At 63.8% G+C, this 15,415-nt stretch carries 16 protein-coding genes; 14 read left to right on the forward strand and 2 right to left on the reverse strand.

All coding sequences use genetic code 11. The features are described from left to right. Positions 1 to 1,260, forward strand: coding sequence for an ABC transporter substrate-binding protein (locus GM676_RS00025; protein ID WP_229262465.1), 1,260 nt, complete (start codon positions 1 to 3; stop codon positions 1,258 to 1,260). 6 nt (positions 1,261 to 1,266) lie between these two features. Here the strand turns inward: GM676_RS00025 and GM676_RS32715 are convergent, their stop codons facing one another. Together GM676_RS32715 and GM676_RS00035 are read right to left on the reverse strand one after the other, a co-directional pair. Next, a complete protein-coding gene (locus tag GM676_RS32715) occupies positions 1,267 to 2,877 on the reverse strand; it encodes a methyl-accepting chemotaxis protein (protein WP_155461337.1) in 1,611 nt (536 codons plus the stop codon). Positions 2,878 to 3,020: 143 nt separating this feature from the next. Continuing rightward, complete coding sequence (locus tag GM676_RS00035) at positions 3,021 to 3,941, reverse strand: LysR family transcriptional regulator (RefSeq protein ID WP_155461338.1); 921 nt, start codon at positions 3,939 to 3,941, stop codon at positions 3,021 to 3,023. Positions 3,942 to 4,050: 109 nt separating this feature from the next. Here GM676_RS00035 and GM676_RS00040 point away from each other — a divergent pair, with 109 nt between their 5' ends. Genes GM676_RS00040 through GM676_RS00100 form a run of 13 tightly spaced genes read left to right on the forward strand, consistent with a single transcriptional unit; the run spans position 4,051 to position 15,312 of the window. Next, positions 4,051 to 5,037, forward strand: coding sequence for a 2Fe-2S iron-sulfur cluster-binding protein (locus GM676_RS00040; RefSeq protein WP_155461339.1), 987 nt, complete (start codon positions 4,051 to 4,053; stop codon positions 5,035 to 5,037). A gap of 11 nt (positions 5,038 to 5,048) precedes the next feature. After that, positions 5,049 to 6,098, forward strand: coding sequence for a gentisate 1,2-dioxygenase (gtdA, locus tag GM676_RS00045; RefSeq protein ID WP_155461340.1), 1,050 nt, complete (start codon positions 5,049 to 5,051; stop codon positions 6,096 to 6,098). 44 nt (positions 6,099 to 6,142) lie between these two features. Beyond that, positions 6,143 to 6,856: a fumarylacetoacetate hydrolase family protein gene (locus GM676_RS00050; RefSeq protein WP_155461341.1), complete on the forward strand. Its 714-nt coding sequence runs from the start codon at positions 6,143 to 6,145 to the stop codon at positions 6,854 to 6,856. Continuing rightward, a complete protein-coding gene (locus GM676_RS00055) occupies positions 6,849 to 8,108 on the forward strand; it encodes an aromatic ring-hydroxylating dioxygenase subunit alpha (RefSeq protein ID WP_155461342.1) in 1,260 nt (419 codons plus the stop codon). Before GM676_RS00050 ends, GM676_RS00055 begins: the two co-directional genes overlap by 8 nt. Continuing rightward, the gene (locus tag GM676_RS00060) at positions 8,105 to 8,584 is read left to right on the forward strand and encodes an aromatic-ring-hydroxylating dioxygenase subunit beta (protein ID WP_155461343.1); all 480 of its coding nucleotides are present in this window, start codon (positions 8,105 to 8,107) and stop codon (positions 8,582 to 8,584) included. Before GM676_RS00055 ends, GM676_RS00060 begins: the two co-directional genes overlap by 4 nt. Before the next feature lie 7 nt (positions 8,585 to 8,591). Beyond that, complete coding sequence (locus GM676_RS00065; protein ID WP_155461344.1) at positions 8,592 to 8,915, forward strand: non-heme iron oxygenase ferredoxin subunit; 324 nt, start codon at positions 8,592 to 8,594, stop codon at positions 8,913 to 8,915. 29 nt (positions 8,916 to 8,944) lie between these two features. After that, positions 8,945 to 10,117, forward strand: a complete 1,173-nt coding sequence (locus GM676_RS00070) for an ABC transporter substrate-binding protein (protein ID WP_155461345.1) — start codon at positions 8,945 to 8,947, stop codon at positions 10,115 to 10,117. Positions 10,118 to 10,128: 11 nt separating this feature from the next. After that, positions 10,129 to 11,049 (forward strand): branched-chain amino acid ABC transporter permease, encoded by a 921-nt coding sequence (locus GM676_RS00075; protein ID WP_155461346.1) that lies wholly within the window; start codon positions 10,129 to 10,131, stop codon positions 11,047 to 11,049. Further along, positions 11,049 to 12,059: a branched-chain amino acid ABC transporter permease gene (locus GM676_RS00080; RefSeq protein WP_155461347.1), complete on the forward strand. Its 1,011-nt coding sequence runs from the start codon at positions 11,049 to 11,051 to the stop codon at positions 12,057 to 12,059. Before GM676_RS00075 ends, GM676_RS00080 begins: the two co-directional genes overlap by 1 nt. After that, a complete protein-coding gene (locus GM676_RS00085; RefSeq protein ID WP_155461348.1) occupies positions 12,056 to 12,808 on the forward strand; it encodes an ABC transporter ATP-binding protein in 753 nt (250 codons plus the stop codon). The genes GM676_RS00080 and GM676_RS00085 overlap by 4 nt, the downstream gene beginning before the upstream one ends. Beyond that, positions 12,805 to 13,521: an ABC transporter ATP-binding protein gene (locus GM676_RS00090; protein ID WP_155461349.1), complete on the forward strand. Its 717-nt coding sequence runs from the start codon at positions 12,805 to 12,807 to the stop codon at positions 13,519 to 13,521. The genes GM676_RS00085 and GM676_RS00090 overlap by 4 nt, the downstream gene beginning before the upstream one ends. Positions 13,522 to 13,523: 2 nt before the next feature. Next, a complete protein-coding gene (gene maiA / locus GM676_RS00095; protein ID WP_155461350.1) occupies positions 13,524 to 14,177 on the forward strand; it encodes a maleylacetoacetate isomerase in 654 nt (217 codons plus the stop codon). 43 nt (positions 14,178 to 14,220) lie between these two features. Beyond that, positions 14,221 to 15,312 carry a porin gene (locus tag GM676_RS00100; protein ID WP_155461351.1) on the forward strand — a complete coding sequence of 364 codons (1,092 nt, stop codon included), beginning with the start codon at positions 14,221 to 14,223 and terminating at the stop codon, positions 15,310 to 15,312. Positions 15,313 to 15,415: the final 103 nt, after the last annotated feature.

Genomic DNA, 15,415 nt, shown 5'->3' on the forward strand with positions numbered 1-15,415 from the left:
ATGAGCACACGCAGATCCTCCATGCGCGCAGCCCGCGCGACCTTGATGCTGGCGATCTGTTGCATGCCACTTGCCCGCGCCCAGCAGCCATCCGCGCCGTCGGTGGAGGTCGCGCATTACTGGGTTTCGCCCAGCGAGCGCAAGGCCCTCGACGTCTATCGCAATGCCTGGCAAGGCTTGGGCGGCAAATGGTTCGATCTCCCTTCGAAAAACAAGCTGGCCGAAGTGAACATGGCCACCGACATGATCGCCAACGGCTATCCGCCGGCGGTGATCCAGTGGAACGCCAATCGGGAAAGCATGGAGCTGGCGTCGATGGGGGTGATCCAGGATATCGAGGATGTCGCGGCCGCCGACCACTGGCGCGATTTCCTGCCCAAGAACCTGGTGAATCACATCAGCTACAAGGGGCACATTTATTTCGCGCCGGTCGATATCCATGCCGAAAACTGGGTCTGGACCAACAAGCAGATCTTCGATCAGTTGAAACTGCCGGTGCCGACAAGCTGGGACGGCGTGCTGGCCAGCGCCGCCAAAATCAAGCAGGCCGGCTACACCCCCATCGCGCTCGGATCGGGCGCGTGGGAAATCTCCCTGCTGTTCAATGACATTGTGTATGCCGTCTACGGCCCCGACGGCTATAACCGCTTGCTGGCCGGCGGCGATTCGAATGCCGCCATGGAGCCGGCGATGCTCAAGGCGCTGGACATCCTGCGGCGCTTAAGCGCTTTTGTCGATCCGGCCCGGGGTGGCAAGACCTGGGTCGACGCTACGCTCTCGGTCGGGCGTGGTCGGGCCGCCATGCAGTTCATGGGCGACTACGCCAAGGGCGAGCTGGAACAGGCCGGCCTGAAAGTCGACAAGGATTTCCGGTGCAGCCTGGCGCCGGGGACGAATTCGATCTATTTTGTCGTGATCGACGCTTTCGCGTTCCCGGTCTCCAACAACGAACAGGTGCGTCGCTCCCAGCGGCTGTTCGCGCGCCAGCTCATGAATGTCAACCACCAGCTGGCATTCAACCGTATCAAGGGATCGATACCGCCACGGACCGATATCCAGCGCAGCCATCTCGACACCTGCGGCAAGATCGGCCTGGATCTGATTTCGCGCGAGCACGGCCAGGTGTTCGCGCAATCCATGTTGATGCCGCCGCAAATGTCGCAGGGCTGGATCGATATCGTGGCCGACTACTTCAACAACCCCAAAATCCCGCCCGCCACCACGCAGCGCCAGCTGGCGGAGGTGCTGTCGCAAAAATGAGCGAGGCTAGGTGCTGGCGTGGCGGGGCAGGGCCAGCAACCGCCCCGCAGCCGCGCGTGGCGTGGTCGCCGCACCGCCGTCGGCCAGCTTGAACTGGTTGACCACCCGCGCCAGTTTGCCGGCCTGCTCCCTGAGCGACTCGGACGCCGCCGCCGACTCCTCCACCAGGGCGGCGTTTTGCTGCGTCGCCTGATCCATCTGCGAGATGGCCTGGTTGACCTGGTCGATGCCGGCGGTCTGCTCCTGGCAGGCCACGCTGATCTCGCCCATGAGATGGGTGACGCGCTGGATCGCGCCCTCCACCTCGCGCGTGCTGGCCCCGGCTTGTTCAACCAGTGTGTTGCCGGCGTTGATGCTGATGACCGAATCATCGATCAGGGTCTTGATTTGTTTGGCCGCCGCCGCGCTGCGCTGGGCCAGGGTACGCACCTCGGAGGCGACCACGGCGAAGCCGCGTCCCTGCTCACCGGCGCGCGCCGCTTCCACGGCGGCGTTCAGCGCCAAAATATTGGTCTGGAAGGCGATGCCGTCGATGACGCCGATGATGTCGGCGATCTGCCGCGAAGACGCGTTGATGGCGCCCATGGTCTGTTCCACCTCGGCCACCACCGCGCCGCTCTTGCGGGCCAGCGCGGAGGCTTCCACGGCCAGCTGGTTGGCCTGCTGCGCGTTCTCGGCATTGTGCCGGACGGTGGCGGTCAGTTCGTCCATCGAGGCGGCGGTTTCCTCCAGCGAGCCGGCCTGCTCCTCGGTGCGCGCGGAGAGGTCGGCGTTGCCGGATGCGATCTGCTGGGAGGCGACGGCGATGGCTTCGCTGCCGCCGCGAATCTCGGCGACGGCGCCGGCCAGGTCCTGGCGCATGCTTCGCATCGCCGCCAGCATGCTGTCGTGGTCGTTCGGCCGGGTCGCCACCGTCATGCTCAGATCGCGCGACGCGATGCGCTTCACGATCTCGACGGCGTAGGCCGGCTCGCCGCCCAGTTCCTTCAGCAGCTTGCGGATGATCACCGCGCCAACACCGACGGCCAGCAGGCCGGCAAGCACCGAGATGATGCTCACCAGGACGGCCCCGGACTCGGCCCGTTCGATCAGCTTGTTGCCGATCTCGGTCATCAGCGACTCCTGGAAGGAAACCATGGTATCGAGCTCGGTGAAATAGGCGTTCTGCCGCGGCACGCCTTCGCTGAATAACAGGTCGATCGCCTGTTCCGGCGTGCCGCCCTCGATCAGTTTGACGATGCGTTCGGAGACATCGGTGTTGGCGTTGCGCGCCGCCGTTATCTGGGTGTAGATTTGCCGCGCCCGCGCGGTGTTGATCATCTTGTCGAGTTCAGCGAGGTGGCGGCTGGTGCTCTCGTTGGCCGCGCGCAGCTTGTCGAGGAATTTTTTCCTGTCCTCGGGCACCCGGGCCAGCGAGGCGTTGCGCAGATTGCGCGCCATCTCATTGACATCGCTCTTGACCTGCAATGCCAGCATGGCCTTGACGTGACGGTCGTTGACGATCTCGTCGGACATCCTGGCGCTTTCTTTCAAGCGCAGCACGCTGAGGACGGCAACCACGGCCAACAGCACGACCACCACGCCAAATCCCAATGTCATGCGCTTGCCGATTCCCATAAATGCGTCTCCTGATAATATTGAAAATAGTTTAACCAAGAGACCGCAGGGGCGATATGGGGTAATCCCTAAACTGCTGTAGTCAAATCACGTAGGTGTTTTCCGTCGGGAGGCTGCGCGCTGATTGGCCGCTTCCCCGGCCACTACGCGGCCGCATCGGCCTGATCGGAAAAATGCTCGAAGATCAGGCTGCGCAACCACTGGTTGCCCGGGTCGCGGTGATACTTCGCATGCCAGAACACATTGATGTCGATCGGCGTCCTGACCACCGGGTGCGGCACGTAGCGCAGCTTGAACGGCTGCACGCAGGCACGGGCAAAGCGTTCCGGCACGCTGGTGATCATGTCGGTGCTGCCGATGATGTGGCCGACCGCCACGTAGTGCGGCACCGTCAGCTTGACCTTGCGCTTGATGCCTTTGCGCTCGATGGTGGCGTCCATGTCGGCGTGGCCGGTGCCGGCCGCCACCACCACCACGTGATCGGCCGCGCAGAATTCATCGACCGTCATTTCCGCCTTGTCCAACGCATGGCCGGCGCGGAACATGCACACGTACTGCTGGTGGAACAGCCGGCGCTGGAAGAAGCCGGCCTTCAATTGCGGTAACAGGCCGATCGCCAGATCGACGTGGCCGGTTTCCATCTCGTCGCGCAGGTTGACCGCCGTATTGCGCACCGAGCTGATGGTCACGTTCGGCGCCACCGTGGCCAGCAAGACCATCAGCCTGGGCAGGAAGTAAATCTCGCCGATGTCGGTCACTCCCAGCGTGAACTTGCGATTGCTGGTCAGCGGATCGAAGCTTTGCTTGTCGTTGAGCGAACTGTGGATGGTGCTCAAGGCATAAGCGATCGGTTCGGCCAGCTGGTTGGCGTACGGTGTCGGCTCCATTCCCTTCGAAGTGCGCTGGAACAGCTCGTCGCCCAGCAGCAGGCGCAGGCGCTTGAGGGCGTTGCTGACCGCCGGCTGGCTGAGGCCCAGCTTTTCCGCCACCACCGACACCCGCCGTTCCATCAGCAGCTGATGGAACACCAGCAGCAAGTTCAAGTCGACGTCTTTTAGTTCCATAAAGTAATATTCATTTGAGTGATTTTATTCATTCACCAGATTCTATATATTTATATTACCTCAGTTCCTATACTCGTCAAAAATAGAACGACGAGACATGGATCGCATGATGGAACTGATCGTACAACCGCTGGGCCAAAGCGTGCCCGTCACCGCCGGCGACAATCTGCTGGCGGTCCTGCGCGAACACAATATCCCGATTTCCTACAGCTGCACGGCTGGCCGTTGCGGCACTTGTCGCTGCAAGGTGCTGGAAGGGCGGGTGGTGGAATCCGGGCAGGAAGCCAAGATCACCAACCCCAACGAAGGCCAGTACGTGCTGGCGTGCATGAGCACCCTGAACGAAAGCTGCGTGATCGAAGTCCCCGAGCCCGACGAGATCGTCACCCATCCGGCGCGGATCGTGAAGGCCGAGGTGGTCTTCATCGAGGATGCCACCCACGACATCAAGCGCATCGTGCTGCGCAGCGCCAAGCCGTTGTCGTTTTCGCCCGGCCAGTACGCGATGCTGCAATTCACTCCCGAACACGTCCGGCCTTATTCGATGGCCTGCCTGGACAGTGACGATTTGCTGGAATTCCACGTCCGGCTGGTGCCGGATGGCCGTGTGACCGGCTATATCGCCGAGCGCCTGAAAGTCGGCGACAGCGTGCGCGTCAGCGGTCCGATGGGCACGGCCTATCTGCGCCGCAAGCATGAAGGTCCGATGCTGTGCGTGGCCGGCGGCACCGGGCTGGCGCCGGTACTGTCCATCTTGCGCGGCGCGCTGGCGGCCGGCATGCGCAATGAGATCCATGTGTACTTCGGCGTGCGCTCGCCGGCCGACATCTACTGCGCCGACGAGCTGGCCAGCCTGGCGCAACGCCATTCCAACCTGCGGGTACGGATTATTGTCGCGATGGGCGTGCGCGATGGCGCTTACCGCCGCGGCTTGGTCACCGATGCCGTGGCCGAAGACTTGCCCAATCTCGAAGGCTGGCGCGCCTATCTGTGCGGCGCCCCGCCCATGGTCGATGCCGCCACGCTGCTGCTGCGCCGGCGCGGAATTCAACCGGAACACGTCTATGCCGACGCGTTCTATGCCAGTGCCACCTGATGGAGACCCAGATGAACCCGACTACCAGCGCCGCGGCGCCCGATCCAGCGCGCGAACAATTTTACCGCCGCATCGACCAGTATCACCTGACGCCCTTGTGGGAAGTGCTGGGGACGCTGGTGCCGAATGCGCCCCGTCCCAAACAGGTGCCGGCGCTGTGGCGCTACGCCGACGTGCGCGAACATGTGATGGCGTCCGGCCAGCTGATCACCGCCGAGGAGGCGGTGCGTCGTGTGCTGATTCTGGAAAATCCCGCGCTGCGCGGCCAGTCCTCGATTACGCAGTCGCTGTACGCCGGCTTGCAGATGATATTGCCGGGCGAGGTGGCGCCGGCCCATCGCCACACTCAGACCGCCTTGCGGCTGGTGCTGGACGGCGAGGGCGCCTACACCGCCGTCAACGGCGAGCGCACCACCATGCATCGCGGCGACTTCATCATCACGCCGGCCTGGACCTGGCATGACCACGGCAACCCGGGCGATCAACCGGTGGTGTGGCTGGACGGCCTGGATATCCCGCTGGTGCGTTTCTTCGACACCGGCTTCCACGAGCATGGCGATCACGCCAGCCAGGCCACCACGCGCCCCGAGGGCGATGCGCTGGCGCGCTATGGCAGCAATCTGTTGCCGGTGGACTTTCAGCAGCAGGCCAGCGATCCGACCAGGATCTTCGTCTATCCCTACGCGCAAACGCGCGCGGCGTTGAGCGCGATCGCCGCCGGCGGGCCGGCCGATCCCCATCTGGGCCACAAGATGCGCTATGTGAATCCGGCCACCGGCGCCTCGCCCATGCCGACCATCGGCGCCTACGCCCAGCTGCTGCCGGCCGGCTTCAAGACCGCGCCGTACCGCTGCACCGATGGCACGGTCTACGTTTGCCTGGAGGGCGCGGGCAGCGCGCAGATCGGCGAGGAGAGCTTCCATTTTGCGGAGAACGACGTGTTCGTCGTGCCGCCGTGGTACACGCTGACCCTGACCGCCGGCAGCGAAACCATCCTCTTCAGCTTCTCCGACCGTCCCGTCCAGCAGGCGCTGGGCATGTGGCGCGAAGAAAAGCGCTGATGCCACGCATAACCACCCATAACGACCATCGATTGGAGCCAACCATGCAATACGCCATCCCGCCAGCGGCCATCAACACCCTTGAAATTTCCGGCCAGGACGCCGTCTTCCCGGTCAACCGCATCTTCTGCGTGGGCCGCAATTACGCCGCCCACGCCATCGAAATGGGCAAGGACCCAACCCGCGAGGCGCCATTCTTCTTCATGAAGCCGGCCAACGCCGTGGTGCGCGCCGGCGCCGAGGCCGTCACCATCGCCTATCCGCCCAACACCGCCAATTATCATCACGAGATTGAATTGGTGGTCGCCATCGGCAAGGGTGGCGCCGATATTCCGGTGGAGCAGGCGCTGGAGCATGTGTACGGCTACGCGGTGGGCCTGGACATGACGCGCCGCGACCTGCAACTGGAAGCGCGCGACAAAGGCCGCCCGTGGGAATTCGGCAAATCGTTCTCGCAGTCGGCGCCGATCGGCCCGCTGCACGCGGCAAGCGCCATCGGCCATCCGCAGCACGCCGCCATCACGCTGAGCGTGAACGGCGCGCCGCGCCAGTCCTCGGATATCGACAAGCTGATCTGGTCGGTGGCGGAATCGATCGCCTATCTGTCGCGCTATGAAACGCTGGAGGCGGGCGACATCATCATGACCGGCACGCCGGAGGGCGTCAACGCGGTGGTGGCCGGCGACGAAATGCGCGGCGCCATCGCCGGCCTGGGCGAGATTGTGGTGCGGGTCGGCAAAGGGAAACATCATGAATAAGCATCCGGTCTTTCCGATCAAGCCGGCATGGGAGCAGGCCGGTTCCAGCCGGATTCCATTCTGGGCTTATACCGACAGCGATTTGTACAAGCGCGAACTGGAGCGCTTTTTCTACCAGAATCATTGGTGCTATGTCGGGCTGGAAGCCGAGATTCCCAACCACGGCGACTTCAAGCGCACCGTGGTCGGCGAGCGCTCGGTGGTGATGGTGCGCCGCGAGGACGGCGGCATCACCGTGGTGGAAAATGTCTGCGCCCATCGCGGCATGCAATTCTGCCGCGAGCGTCACGGCAACCGCAAAGAGCTGGTCTGCCCGTATCACCAGTGGAACTACAACCTGCAAGGGGAGTTGCAGGGCGTGCCGTTCCGCCGGGGCGTCAAGCAGGATGGCAAGGTCAACGGCGGCATGCCCAAGGATTTCAAGACCGAGGATCACGGCCTGACCAGACTGAAGGTGGCCACCCGGGGCGGCGTGGTGTTCGCCTCGTTCGATCATGACGTCGAACCGCTGGAGGACTTCCTCGGCCCGGAAATCCTGTCGTACTTCGACCGCTTGTTGAATGGCCGGCAGCTGAAGATCCTGGGCTACAACCGCCAGCGCATTCCCGGCAACTGGAAGCTGATGCAGGAAAACATCAAGGACCCTTATCATCCGGGCCTGCTGCACACCTGGTTCGTGACCTACGGCCTGTGGCGCGCCGATAACAAGTCGGCGTTGCGCATGGATGAGCACTTCCGCCACGCCGCCATGATCTCCACCCGCGGCAGCGGCGGCCAGAAGGCCGAGGTCACCGCCGGCGTGACCAGCTTCAAGGAAAGCATGGAGATCGAGGACAAGCGCCTGCTCGATATCGTGCCTGAGCCATGGTGGGGCGGCCCCACCGCCGTGATGATGACGGTGTTCCCGAGCGTGATCTTCCAGCAGCAGGTCAACAGCGTGTCGACCCGCCACATCCAGCCGAACGGCGAGGGTTCCTTCGATTTCGTCTGGACCCATTTCGGCTTCGAGGACGACACCGAGGAAATGACGCAGCGCCGCCTGATCCAGGCCAATCTGTTCGGCCCGGCAGGCTTTGTGTCGGCCGACGACGGCGAGGTGATCGAGTTTTCGCAGCAGGGCTTCGAGCAGAAGCCGTTCCACCGCGCGCTGGCGGAACTGGGCGGCCTGGAATGCGAGGACACCGAGCACATGGTCACCGAGACGCTGATACGCGGCATGTACAACTACTGGCGCAAAGTGATGGAGGTATGACCGTGAGCCAACCGCAAACCTATTTTGAGATCTGCCAGCTGCATGCGGCCTACAGCGCGGCGGTCGACAGCAACGACTGGGAGCGCTGGATCGCGCTGTTCACCGACGACTGCGAGTACAAGGTGCAGCCGCGCGAGAACCATGAGCGCGGCTTCCCGCTGGCCACGCTGGCCCTGCTGAGCAAGGGCATGCTGCGCGATCGCGCCTACGGCATCCGCGAAACGCTGTTCCACGATCCGTACTACCAGCGGCACGTGGTCGGCCAGCCATTGATCGTCAGCGACGATGGCGATCTTATCGTGACCGAAACCAATTACACGGTGTTCCGCACCAAGCTGAGCCAGGAAACCACGGTGTTCAATGCCGGCCGCTATCTGGACCGCGTCCGCCGCACCGCCGACGGCCTGCGGCTGGCCTCGCGCCTGTGCGTCTACGACACCGAGATGATCCCCAATTCTTTAATTTATCCAATCTGAGGCAGCCATGACGACACAACTTTGGACAGACGCGCTGGCGCAGGACGCCGTCCCGGACGAGGACGTCACGGCGGTCGAGGTACAGGGCCGCGAGCTGGCCTTCTACGGCGTCGGCGGCCAGGTCTACGCCACCGACAACATCTGCACCCACGGCCACGCGCGCCTGAGCGATGGTTTTCTGGAAGGCAGCGAAATCGAATGCCCTCTGCATCAGGGCAAGTTTGACGTGTGCAGCGGCAAAGCCATGTGCGCCCCGCTGACGGTGGACCTGCGGACCTACCCGGTCAAGATTGAAAACGGGCGCGTCTACGTCGACCTCGGCGACATCTGAACCACTAAAAAATCAACAGGAGACAAAAGATGAAAACGAAGAACGGTTGGGCAACCCTGGCGGTATGCGGCATGCTGTGCGCCGGCGGCAGTGCGATGGCGCAGGTCAAGCTGGGGCTGATGGCGCCGCTGACCGGCAGCCAGGCGGTGGTGGGACAGGATCAGGTGGATGGCTTCATGCTGGCGCTGGAACAGTCCGGCGGCAAGCTGGGCGGCCAGGCGGTGCAGGTGTTCAAGGAAGACGACCAGCTCAAGCCGGAAATCGGCAGCCAGGCCGTGCGCAAGCTGATCGACAAAGACCGGGTCGACGCCATCGTCGGCCTGAGCTTCTCGAATGTGATGATGGCCAGCCTGAAAAGCCTGACCGAATCGGGCACGGTGGCCATCCTCACCAATTCCGGACCGTCGCCGGTGGCCGGCGCCAGCTGCGCGCCGAATATCTTCTCGGTGGCCTGGCAGAATGATGGCGCCGCCGAAAGCATGGGCAAATACGTGCAGGACAAGGGCATCAAGCGGGTCTACCTGATGGCGCCGAACTACCAGGCCGGCAAGGACATGCTGGCCGGCTTCAAGCGCTACTTCAAGGGCGAGGTGGTGGACGAGGTTTACACCCAGGTTGGCCAGTCCGACTATTCTTCCGAAATCGCCCAGCTGCAAGCCGCCAAACCGGACGCCGTGTTCGCGTTTTATCCGGGCGGCATGGGCGTCAACTATATCCGCCAGCTGAGCCAGGCCGGCATGCTGGCCAAGCTGCCCAACTATTCCGTGTTCACGGTGGATGGCGTCACCATGCCGGCGCTGCGCGACGCCGCCGTCGGTGCCACCTTTGGCGCCATGTGGGACGCCGCGCTGGACAATCCCGAGAATCGCGCCTTCGTCGCCGCCTTCACGGCAAAGTACAAGCGTGTGCCGAGCGAATATGCGGCGGCCGCCTACGACGCCGGCCGGCTGTTGCATGTCGCGCTCGGCAAGCTGCAAGGGAAGGTTGGCGACAAGCGCGCGCTGGCCGCGGCCGTCAAGGCTTCCGGCGACCAGTTCCGTTCGGTGCGCGGACCGTTCAGCTTCAACAAGAACAATCTGCCGATCCAGAACTATTACGCCTTCCAGGTGGTGAAGGAGGGCGGCGCGGCGGTGGTGAAGAACGTCGGCACACCGCTGACCCAGCACCGCGACGCCTACGCCGCCCAGTGTCGCTTGCCTTGACGGAGCGGATCATGAGCATGAGTCTGCTATTGACCCAGCTGCTGAATGGCTTGCAGCTCGGGGTCCTGTTGTTCCTGCTGGCGGCCGGGCTGACGCTGGTGTTCGGCATCATGAGCTTCGTGAATCTGGCCCACGGCTCGCTGTACATGCTGGGCGCCTATTTCGCGGCCAGCGCCTACGCCCACACCGAGTCGTTCGGGCTGGCCTTGCTGGCCGGGGTGGGCGGCTGCGTGGCGCTGGGTTTTGTGCTGGAGCGGCTGGCGATTGCGCGGCTGTACCGGCGCGATCACCTGGACCATGTGCTGGCCACCTTTGGCATGGTGCTGTTCTTTAACGAGCTGGTGCGCATCGTCTGGGGGCCGCAGCCGTATTTCCTGCCGGTGCCGGCTTTCCTGGAAAGCACGGTCGACCTGCTCGGCATCAGCTACCCGTCGTACCGCTTCGCCATCATCGTGGTCGGCCTGCTGGTGGCCTTGGGCGCGCATTTGCTGATGCATAAAACCCGGCTCGGCATGCTGATCCGCGCCGGCGCCACCAATCCGGGCATGGTCGCCGCGCTGGGCGTGGATATCAAGTTGCTGAATGCCTTGCTGTTCGCGCTGGGCTCGGCGCTGGCCGGCCTGGCCGGCGTGATGGCGGCGCCTATCCTGTCGATCCAGTCGGGGATGGGCGAACCGGTGCTGATCACCACGCTGGTGGTGATCGTCATCGGCGGCATCGGCTCGATCAGCGGCGCCTTTTATGCGGCGCTGATCGTCGGCGTGGCCGACACGCTGGGCCGCGCTTTCCTGCCATCCTTGTTGCGCGAAGTCGCCAGCCGCGAGGTGGCCAATGCGGCCGGTCCGGCGCTGGCCTCGATGCTGATTTATGTGTTGATGGCGCTGGTACTGGCCGTCCGTCCGCAGGGACTGTTCCCTGCCGGGAGAAACTGATGTCCTCCATATTATCCAAGCCAGCGACGCTGGTTCCCGTGCTGTTGATGGCGGCGCTGGCCGCGGTGCCGTTGGCCGCCCAGCTTGCCGAACAGCCGTTTTACCTGGCCTTCTTCGCGCGGATCATGATTTATGCGATCGCGGCCAGCGCGCTCAACCTGGCGCTGGGCTTTGGCGGCCTGGTCAGCCTTGGCCATGCCTTGTTCCTGGGACTGGGCGCTTACAGCGTGGCGATTCCCGCCTTCCATGGCGTCGATAACGGCTGGCTGCACCTGCTGTGCTGCGTAACGGTATGCGGTCTGGTGGGACTGGTGACCGGCGCGGTCAGCCTGCGCACCTCCGGCATCGGCTTCATCATGATTACGCTGGCCTTCGCGCAAATGGGTTATTTCGTGTTTGTCAGCCTCAAGCAGTACGGTGGCGACGATGGCACCACCATCGCCGCCACCAGCAAGTTCCTCGGCGCCGACCTGGGCCAGGCCGGCACGGTGTATTGGGTGGCCTTCGGCCTGCTGGCGCTGGTGCTGTGGTGGATGGCGCGCCTGCGGGTGGCGCCGTTCGGCATGGTGCTGCGCGGCGCGCGCCAGAATCCGCGCCGCATCGACGCCATCGGCCTGCGTGGCAAGCGCTATCAGTTGGCGGCGTATGTGCTGTCGGCGGTGCTGTGTGGCGTGGCCGGCATGCTGCTGGCCAACCTGACCGCGTTCGCCTCGCCGTCGACGCTGACCTGGATGATGTCCGGCGATCTGATCGTGATGATCGTGCTGGGCGGTATCGGCACGGTGGCCGGCCCTTTGCTGGGGGCGCTGGCTTTCCTCGGACTGGAGGAGTTGCTGAAGATGCTGACCGAGCACTGGATGGCCGTGTTTGGGCTGTCGATTGTACTGATCAGCGTGCTGGGCAAGACCGGTCTTGTTGGGCTGCTGGAGAGCTGGGGCACGCGCGTCGTGCGCCGCACGCCGGTGCCACCGCCTGCCACGGCCGCGCTGCCGGCGGGAGAGCACCCATGAGCGCGCTCCAGACCTCGGCGCTGGTCAAGCGCTATGGCGGCATCCTGGTGACCGATAACGTGTCGCTGGATATCCGCCCGGGCGAGCTGCACGCCATCATCGGCCCGAACGGCGCCGGCAAGACCACGCTGATCAATCAGCTGTCGGGCGAGCTGGCATCCAACAGCGGCGCCATTCATTTCAACGGCGAGGACGTGACCGGATTGCGGATCGACCAGCGCGCCCGCCGCGGCTTGCTGCGCTCGTACCAGATCACCTCGATTTTCGAGCCATTTACCGTGCGCGAGAACGCCACCCTGGCGGCACTGGGCGCGCGCGAACATGGTTTCCGCTTCTGGCAGCCGCTGCTGGGGCGCCGCGATCTCGCGCAACAGGCCGACGAGGCATTGGCTGCCTGCGGGCTGGCCGCGTTGTCGGAAACCCTGGCCGGTGATCTGGCGTACGGCCAGCGCCGCCAGCTGGAGCTGGCCATGGCGCTGGCCGCCAGGCCGAGATTCCTGCTGCTGGACGAGCCGATGGCCGGCATGAGCGCGCAGGAGTCGCAGGCCGTGGTGCGCATGTTGGCGGGACTCAAAGGCCAGTACGCCATCCTGCTGATCGAACACGACATGGACGCGGTGTTCGCGCTGGCCGACCGCATCTCGGTGCTGGTGTACGGCAAGGTGATCTTCACCGGTACGCCGGATGAGATTCGCGACCATCCCGAAGTCAAGGCGGTTTATCTGGGAGAGGAGGGCATCGAAGCATGAGCACCTTGTTGAATATCGACGGCTTGCAGGCCGCCTACGGCCATGCCCAGGCCCTGTTCGGGGTATCGATGGCGGTGGAAGACGGCCAGGTCGTCACGCTGCTTGGGCGGAATGGCATGGGGCGCTCGACCACCATCAAGTGCCTGTTCGGCCTGTTGACCGCCAAGGCTGGAAGCATCGCGTTTGGCGGCCAGCCGCTGGCGCGCATGGCATCGCACCAGATCGCGCGGCTGGGCCTGGGGCTGGTGCCGGAAGGACGGCAGATTTTCCATGACCTGACGGTGGAGGAAAACCTGGTGGCCACCGCCCGCGCGCCGCGCGCCGGCAATCCGCTGGCGCCCTGGACCTTGCAGCGCGTGTATCGCCTGTTCCCGCGCCTGCAGGAGCGGCGCGCCAATCTTGGCTGGCAATTGTCCGGCGGCGAGCAGCAGATGCTGGCGATCGGGCGCGCGCTGATGACCAATCCGCGCCTACTGGTGCTGGACGAGGCGACCGAAGGGCTGGCGCCCATCATCCGCACCGAAATCTGGAACGCGCTGGCGGCATTGAAGCGAGAAGGACTGTCGCAAATCGTGATCGACAAGAACATCGGCGCGCTGCTGAAGCTGGCCGATCGCCACTACGTGCTGGAGCGGGGCGCCGTGGTGTGGGACGGCGATTCCGATCAACTGCGCGCCAGGCCGGAAATCATTCATCAATACCTTGGAGTTTAAACATGGCAGAACGGGTCCTCCATAATTATTTTCGCAGTTCATCCGCATATCGCGTCCGCATCGCGCTCAACCTCAAAGGACTGGCCTACGAGTATACGCCGGTGCACCTGAACCGCAACGGCGGGGAACAATTCGCGGCGCCATTCGCGGCGCTCAACCCGCAGCGGCTGGTGCCGGTGCTGAGTGAGCGGGGCGTCGACATCAGCCAGTCGCTGGCGATCATCGAATACCTGGATGAGCAATACCCGCAACATCCGCTACTGCCCGCAACGGCGGCCGATCGTGCCTACGTGCGCCAGTTGTCGCTGGCGATGGCCTGCGATATCCATCCACTCAACAACCTGCGCGTGCTGAAATACCTTTCCGGCCCGATGAGGCAGGCCGACGACGTCAAGCAAGCGTGGATCGCGCACTGGACCAAGGCCGGGCTGGATGCGCTGGAACAGGAGTTGGCGCGCGCACCGCAACGCGGCCGCTTCTGTTTCGGCGACACGCCCACCATGGCGGACTGCTGCCTGGTGCCGCAACTGTTCAACGCGCAACGCTTCAACATCGATCTTGCGCCTTACCCGACGCTGCGGGCGATTGATGCCGAATGCCAGAAGCTGGAAGCATTCGCGCAAGCCCATCCCGCGCGCCAACCCGACGCCGAATAAGCGGCGTTATCAGCAATTCCAAAACATAACAAGGGAGACAACTATGAAATATGCGATTCAAGGCGCGGCGGCAGCGCTGGCTGTCATCAGCGCCGGCCAGGCCATGGCACAAAGCACGGTGACGGTTTACGGGCTGCTGGACGAAGGCATCGTGCACACGACCAATGCCGACGCCGCTGGCCATTCCATCACCAAAATGCCGAGCCTGACCGGCTCATTCCCTTCGCGCATCGGTTTTCGCGGAACCGAGGACCTGGGCGGCGGTTTGCAGGCGGTCTTCACGCTGGAAGCTGGCCTGCTGCTCGATACCGGCGGCCTGAGCCAGGGCAACCGCCTGTTTGGCCGCCAGGCCTCGCTTGGCCTGAAAGGAGACTTCGGCACGCTCACCATAGGCCGCCAGGTCAATATGACCTTCATGGCGACGCTCAAGTCGGATGTACTGGGACCGAACCTGTTCTCGATCAGCAGCATCGATCCTTACATCCCGAATGCCCGCAGCGACAACGCGATTGGCTACTATGGCAGCTTCAATAACGTGGTGGCCGGCGCCACCTACAGCACCGGGCGCGACAATTCGTCGGCCGGCGGTCCGGGCGCCACCAACTGCGGCGGCGAGGTCGCGGGCAACGCCAAAGCGTGCCGGCAGGTGACCGGGTTGCTGGGTTACGAAACCCCGTCCTACGGCTTGAATGTCGCCTATGACATCATGTACGGCAACACGGGCGCGGCCAATGGCCTGACCAGCAGCAATAACAGCGACAAGCGCGTGATGTTGAACGGCTATGTGAAGGCGGGAGAGGCCAAGATAGGCGGTGGCGTCATGGACCGCAGCACGCACGCGGCCACGGGGCTGACCGAATCGGATCTGTATTACCTCGGCGTCAGCTATCCGCTGACGCCGGTGGTGACGCTCGACACGCAGCTGGCCCATCGCGACCAGAAAAACAGCGCCAATGACGTGACCATGCTGGTTGGCCGGCTGACCTATTACTTCTCGAAACGCACCGCCGTCTATGCTGCATTGGGCCGGATGAAGAATGGCGGCACCGCGGCGGTATCGCTGGACGCCGGCGGCACGGTGGGCGCCGGGAAAACGCAGAACGGCCTGTTGACCGGCCTGCGCCATACCTTCTGACTGTGTTTGATTCAAAATGCGGTTGGCGGCGTCGTTCTCCGGCCGACGCCGCCGATTTCCGACGCGGATAACTTTAAGTTATTCCAATAGAAAAATTCTTCAG

Source organism: Duganella radicis (assembly GCF_009720825.1).
Classification (GTDB): Bacteria; Pseudomonadota; Gammaproteobacteria; order Burkholderiales; family Burkholderiaceae_D; genus Rugamonas; species Rugamonas radicis.